This window comes from Ruegeria sp. J8, assembly GCF_056531925.1.
Map to the genome: position 1 here is coordinate 22,744 of NZ_JBQFMR010000021.1, position 6,212 is coordinate 28,955.

At 60.7% G+C, this 6,212-nt stretch carries 5 protein-coding genes and 1 pseudogene; 4 read left to right on the top strand and 2 right to left on the bottom strand.

Annotation, left to right across the window (positions count from 1 at the left end; genetic code table 11):
* The first annotated feature begins 23 nt into the window (after positions 1-23).
* Positions 24-1,436, top strand: coding sequence for a cardiolipin synthase (gene cls, locus ACR0L1_RS23260; protein WP_480553028.1), 1,413 nt, complete (start codon positions 24-26; stop codon positions 1,434-1,436).
* Here cls and ACR0L1_RS23265 read toward each other — a convergent pair.
* A complete protein-coding gene (locus ACR0L1_RS23265) occupies positions 1,433-1,867 on the bottom strand; it encodes an ion channel (RefSeq protein WP_170769812.1) in 435 nt (144 codons plus the stop codon). The genes cls and ACR0L1_RS23265 overlap by 4 nt on opposite strands.
* Positions 1,868-2,030: 163 nt before the next feature.
* Between ACR0L1_RS23265 and ACR0L1_RS23270 the strand changes: the two genes are divergently transcribed.
* The 3 genes from ACR0L1_RS23270 to ACR0L1_RS23280 are packed head-to-tail and all read left to right on the top strand — an operon-like array spanning position 2,031 to position 6,119.
* On the top strand, positions 2,031-2,678 hold the full coding sequence (locus ACR0L1_RS23270; protein WP_480861028.1) for an ABC transporter ATP-binding protein: 648 nt from the start codon (positions 2,031-2,033) through the stop codon (positions 2,676-2,678).
* Positions 2,675-5,089, top strand: a complete 2,415-nt coding sequence (locus ACR0L1_RS23275; RefSeq protein ID WP_480861030.1) for an FtsX-like permease family protein — start codon at positions 2,675-2,677, stop codon at positions 5,087-5,089. The genes ACR0L1_RS23270 and ACR0L1_RS23275 overlap by 4 nt, the downstream gene beginning before the upstream one ends.
* Positions 5,079-6,119 (top strand): lipocalin-like domain-containing protein, encoded by a 1,041-nt coding sequence (locus ACR0L1_RS23280; RefSeq protein ID WP_480861032.1) that lies wholly within the window; start codon positions 5,079-5,081, stop codon positions 6,117-6,119. The genes ACR0L1_RS23275 and ACR0L1_RS23280 overlap by 11 nt, the downstream gene beginning before the upstream one ends.
* Here the strand turns inward: ACR0L1_RS23280 and ACR0L1_RS23285 are convergent.
* Positions 6,120-6,212: pseudogene (locus tag ACR0L1_RS23285) on the bottom strand (universal stress protein); the annotation flags it as partial.

Genomic DNA, 6,212 nt, shown 5'->3' on the forward strand with positions numbered 1-6,212 from the left:
CTGGAACGAGGGCCTATAACCCCGTGTGGACATTGCTTGTTTCTGCGCTTGTCTTTGCGCTTTATGTGCTGGCGGCAGTCTTTGCGATCCGCGCCGCGCAGACCGCGCGCACGCCGCAAGGGGCCGTAGGCTGGGTGGTATTCCTGATCTCGGCCCCGGTGTTTGGCGTCCCGCTCTATCTGTTTCTGGGCCACCACAGGTTTCGCGGTTATCGCATCGCGCGCAAGCACAGCGAAAGTGTGGTCGAAGGGATCAAGACATTCGCCGATTTCTCACGACCCGATCCGGCCACGATGCGGATCAACCCGCGCCCGTTCGAGGCGCTTGCCCACCTGCCCGTCTCGCGCGGGAACGGGGCCGCGTTGCTGGTCGACGGGCAAGCCACGTTCGACGCCATATTCGAGGCGATTGATGCGGCGCAGAACTACATCCTGATACAGTTCTACATCGTGCGCGATGACGCGCTGGGCCAAAGGTTGCAGTCCAAACTGATCGACGCGGCCCAGCGTGGCGTGAGCGTGCGCTTCATGACTGACGCTGTCGGCAGCTATGGCCTGCCCACGGCCTATCTGGACACGCTGCGCGAAGCCGGAGTCGAGATTGCCAACCCGCGTGATCGGCGCGGGCCACAACACCGCTTTCAGCTCAACTACCGCAACCACCGCAAGACGGTGATCATCGATGGTGAAACCGGGTTTATCGGCGGGCACAATGTAGGCGTCGAATATCTGGGGCAAGACAACTATTTCGGGCACTGGCGCGATACGCATATCAAGATGAGCGGTCATATCGTCCGGCAGTTGCAACTGATCTTTACCGAAGATTGGCACTGGGCCCATGAAGAAGACCTGATCGACGATCTGGACTGGGCAGGCTCGGAGTCTGATCAGGACATGAACGCGCTTTTGGTTGCAACTGGTCCCGGTGACGAAACAGAAACCGGTTCAATGATGTTCTTTGCCGCCATTACCGAGGCGAAAGAGCGTTTGTGGATCGCATCGCCCTATTTCGTGCCCGATATCGACATAATGACCGCCCTTCAGCACGCTGCCCTGCGTGGCGTAGACGTGCGTATTCTGGTACCCGAAGTGATGGATCACCGCCTGCCCTGGCTGGCAGCCTTTGCCTATTTCGACGAGGTGCGCGACTGTGGCGCGCGGGTCTTCCGCTATACCAACGGGTTCATGCACCAAAAAGCTTTTGTCGTGGATGACACGTTGGCCGCCGTCGGTACCACGAATCTAGACAACCGATCCTTCCGCCTGAATTTCGAGGCCATGGCGCTCTTTTTTGACAGCCGCGCCGCCAATGCGGTGGCCCAAATGCTGGAGGCGGATTTCGAACAAAGCTACGAGCTGGACCGCGACCTGTCCGAACAACGCCTTTATATCCGCTTCGGCTCCCCTCTGGCGCGGCTCTTTGCGCCGATCCTTTAAGAGATCAACTCTTCCTGAAAAACACGGGTCATCAAGGCGACCATGAAGGCTGTGGACAACCCGAACGCCAACAGGCCCGTCACCGAGGCGAAGGCGCCGAAAATCCTCAGCCCCTCACCCAAGACAATATCGCCATAGCCAAGTGTCGTGAATGTCACCAATGAGAAATAGAGCGCCTCATTCCATTCCGGCAGTGTTTCCCCCAGCACCCACACAACGGCCCATAGCCAGACCTGAAACGTATGAATCAGAACGATAAACGCCAGCGCGGTACATAAAGGTGCTGCGATGGTAAAGAACCGTTTGCTCTGCTCCAACCGCAGAGAAAGCACTCGGATCACCTGCGTACACCAAGTCAGCAGCACGATCTCGATCAGGAAGCAAATCCCCAGATAAAGACTGCCCCAGACAATTTGCTCTGGTAATGTCATGCTCGCCCGTCTCATTGTGACCACTTGACCTCACCATGACGTGTTCAACAGGGCTGAACAACCCCACCTGCCCGGCTGCGACGAAAGGGTGCGAAATCAACTCTGGTCTGGACACCAATGCCGAAGGGTCCACATTGTGACGGACATCGTTAGAGGCTTGGAAATGCTGCTGAAGATCGACGACGTTCGGAAATCCTATCCGGGTGGTCGCCCCGTTTTGCAAGGGGTGACGCTGAACCTTGATCGCGGGCAAACTCTGGCGCTGACGGGCGAAAGCGGCAGCGGCAAGAGCACGCTTTTGAACCTTGTGGGTGCGCTTGATGGGTTCGACGGGGGCGAGATCACGCTGGACGGGACCGCTCTGTCCGGTTTGGACGATCCCGGTCGGGCGGCCTTGCGCCGTGAAAGCGCGGCATTGGTGTTTCAGCAGTTCAACCTGATCCCTTCACTGACTGTCGCGCAGAACCTGGCTTTTCACGCGCGGCTTGCGACCCGGCTGGATGCAGAATGGGTCGATCATCTGGCCACGCGACTGGGACTGTCCGATTTACTGGACCGATACCCCGAGACCCTGTCGGGAGGCCAGCAGCAACGCGTCGCCATCGGACGCGCCATGGCAACACGACCCAAGCTGCTGTTGGCGGATGAGCCGACGGGAAATCTGGACGAAACCGCCAGCGCCACGGTGCTGGACCTGATGCTGTCCCTGATCGCGGAAACCAAGGCTGCGCTGCTGCTTGTCACGCATTCACAGGACATTGCCGGGCGACTGGATCATCACGCGCATCTGTCTGGTGGGCGGGTGGCATGACGCGTGTCGTCCTGCTGGCTCTGCTGTCCCATTGGCGGGCGCATCGGTTGCAACTGGCCACATTGCTGATCGGCATTGCGCTGGCCACGGGCCTGTGGTCTGCGGTTCAGGCCATCAATGCCGAGGCGCGGGCCAGCTATCAGCGCGCCAACGAGCAACTGTTGCTGGGCCGCTTCGACACGCTGCGCAACCCCTCGGGGACGATCCCGATTGAGCAATATGCAACGCTCAGACGCGCAGGTTGGCAGGTGGCCGCTGTGCTTGAAGGCTCGGTTCGTATCGGAGAAAACAGATTCCGGTTGCTTGGTATTGATATGGTCGCTTACCCGGCCCTGCCCGCTGTTACTCAGGTCGAAGAAGGGGCTGCCCCGCCTGACCCTGCCGATATGCTAACCGCACCGGGTCGCTTGCTGACAACGCCCCCAGTGGCCGACCGGTTGCAAAACCAGCAGTCTCTGCCGCCGGTCCTGATCAGCGACGCCCTGCCACCCGGTTTGATCCTGACCGATATCGGCGTGGCTGAAACCCTGCTGGACCGTCGTGGCCAGATCAGCCACCTGGTCGTATTGCCACAACAACCGAAGGGCCTGCCCGCTCTGCCAGAGATCACCCCCGATCTCGACCGTATCCCCGCCGCGGACCAATTGGACACCGCGCAATTGACCGACAGCTTTCATCTGAACCTGTCCGCCTTCGGGCTTTTGTCCTTTGCAGTGGGTCTTTTCATCGTTCATGGCACGGTTGGGCTGGCCTTCGCCCAACGGCGCGCGATGATCCGCACGTTGCGCGCCCTTGGCGTGTCGATGCGGCGGCTGGTCTGGACCATTCTGGCCGAGTTGACCCTACTGGCCCTGATCGGCGGCGTGTTGGGTCTGCTGCTCGGGTTCTTTATCGCTGGTGCCCTGTTGCCCGATGTGGCCGCCACGCTGCGCGGTCTATACGGCGCGCCAGTCAGCGGGCAGATCAGCCTGCAACCACAATGGGCTTTGGCCGGACTTGCCATGGCGCTGGGTGGTACCTTGCTGGCCAGCGGTCACGCCCTGTATCGACTAGCCCACCTGCCGCTGCTGTCCGGGGCAGGCGTTCAAGCCTGGCGCAGCGCTGCCTCGGGCCGACGGGTGATCGCGATGGCCGGAGTAGCCGCGATTGCTCTGGGTATCGGCGCGCAATTGGCGATCGGAGGCTTGATCGCTGGGTTCATCCTGGTCGCGGGCCTTCTGACCGGCTCGGCCCTACTGCTTCCGTTCCTTCTGTCCATCCTGTTACGCGGCTTCGGGGCTCGGGCGAACGGCCCCGTCGCGCAATGGGTCTGGTCGGATATGCGCGCGCAACTACCGGGCCTTTCGCTGGCATTGATGGCCCTACTGCTGGCACTGGCCGCCAATATCGGCGTCAGCACGATGGTGTCGAGCTTCCGCCTGACCTTTACCGGCTGGCTCGATCAGCGTTTGGCCTCGGAACTCTACCTGACCGCCGCCGACGATGCGCAGGGCCAAGAGATCGCCCAGTGGCTTGCCCCTCAGGCTGATATGATCCTGCCCATTCGCAACACCGAAATAGCGCATGAAAGCGGTCCATTGTTCCTATACGGCGTTCTGGACCATCCGACTTATCGCGAGAACTGGCCGCTGATCGCCACGTCCGACGGCGCGTGGGACCAAGTGATGCAGGGGCGCGCAGTATTGATCAACGAGCAACTCGCCCGACGTCAAAACCTCTGGCCCGGCGATGAGTTGGCGCTGACATCGGCGACCACCTTGCCCATCGCCGCCGTCTATTCCGACTATGGCAACCCAACCGGACAGGCCATTATCGCAATGCCGCTTTTGGACATGATCGCACCGGGGGTCGAGACACGGCAATTCGGCATTCGCATACCGCCCGAGCGTGCCTCGGCTCTGGCGCAGGAGTTGCAAGACCGGTTCGATCTGCCGTCGGGCGCCGTGGTTCAGCAAGCGGCGATCAAGGCGCAATCGCTGGCAGTGTTCGACAAGACATTTGTCGTAACCTCGGCTCTGAATGTCCTGACGCTGGGTGTGGCCGGGTTTGCCATATTGACCAGCCTGCTGACCTTGTGGACCCAGCGCCTGCCCCAGATCGCGCCGGTCTGGGCGCTGGGGCTAACCCGGAATCGGCTGGCGTGGCTCGAGGTGTTGCGCAGTATCCTGTTGGCCGCACTGACAGCAGTGCTGGCGCTGCCACTTGGGCTTGCACTTGCATGGGCCCTGCTGGCCGTCATCAATGTCGAGGCTTTTGGCTGGCGCTTGCCGATGTATCTTTTCCCTGCGGATTGGGCCTATCTTCTGGCGCTGACCATTCTGGCGGCTTTTGTTGCGGCCGCCCTGCCTGCCTTGCGCCTGCTGCGCCTGCCACCTGCGGACTTACTGAGGGTATTTGCCAATGAACGTTAGGGCTTGGTTTCTGATCGCCGTTCTGCTTCTACCCAATTGGGCTCACGCGCAAGGCTATGCGGGCCTAGGCGGATCCGCCGAAGGCTTTGCGATCCCCCAACGCGGATATCAATTTCAATTCCCGGCTGACCATGGTCCTCACCCCGACTACCGGATCGAGTGGTGGTACCTGACGGCCAATCTGCAAGGCGAGGACGGGCGCGATTATGGTATCCAGTGGACATTGTTCCGTTCAGCGCTAAAGCCCTTTGAAACGGATGGCTGGCAAAACCCTCAGCTTTGGCTGGGCCACGCTGCCATCACCACGCCTGACAACCATTTTCTGGCCGAGCGTCTCTCGCGCGGCGGCATCGGTCAGGCCGGAGTGACGGCCTCGCCGTTCGAGGCATGGGTCGATGATTGGTATATGCGAGGGAATGATCTGAACAGCTTGCAGCTGCGCGCCAGCGGCGCAGAGTTCACGTATGACCTGAGCCTGACAGCCCAAGGCCCGTTGGTGTTTCACGGGGCGGACGGATATTCCGTAAAATCCGCCGAAGGACAGGCAAGCCACTACTATTCGCAGCCCTTCTACCGTGTTGAGGGGACTTTGCACCTGCCGGAAGGCAATGTCGCCGTGCAGGGTCAGGGCTGGCTGGATCGAGAATGGTCCTCGCAACCTCTGGCCGCGGATCAGATCGGATGGGACTGGTTCTCGCTCAGTTTTGACGACGGAGACAAGCTGATGGCATTCCGTCTTCGCGGGACGCAACAAGATTTCACGGCGGCCACATGGATTGGCGCAGATGGCACCACAACCCCGTTGCCGGACGGGTCAACCCGTTTCACCCCGCTGGACAAAGCGCGGATCGCAGAGCGAGACATCCCCGTTCGCTGGCGCGTTGAATTGCCTGAACGCGGAGTGGATGTCGAAGTCACGGCCCTGACGCCCAAAGCATGGATGGCAACGCGATTTGAGTATTGGGAAGGCCCGATCATGGTATCAGGCAGTCACACAGGGCGCGGCTACCTTGAAATGACCGGCTATTGATCAGCGCACGACGTAGACTGAGACTTCTGAGTGTCTGACGACGCGTGCTGCGTTTGGGCCGAGGAGGTAGTCTTTGAGGTCGGGCCGGTGTGC

What these genes read in the sequence shown, in the direction of transcription:
- ACR0L1_RS23275 (WP_480861030.1), top strand. Translation starts at nt 2,675, where the DNA reads ATGACGCGTGTCGTCCTGCTGGCTCTGCTGTCCCATTGGCGGGCGCAT.
- ACR0L1_RS23265 (WP_170769812.1), bottom strand. Translation starts at nt 1,867, where the DNA reads ATGACATTACCAGAGCAAATTGTCTGGGGCAGTCTTTATCTGGGGATT.
- ACR0L1_RS23270 (WP_480861028.1), top strand. Translation starts at nt 2,031, where the DNA reads ATGCTGCTGAAGATCGACGACGTTCGGAAATCCTATCCGGGTGGTCGC.
- ACR0L1_RS23280 (WP_480861032.1), top strand. Translation starts at nt 5,079, where the DNA reads ATGAACGTTAGGGCTTGGTTTCTGATCGCCGTTCTGCTTCTACCCAAT.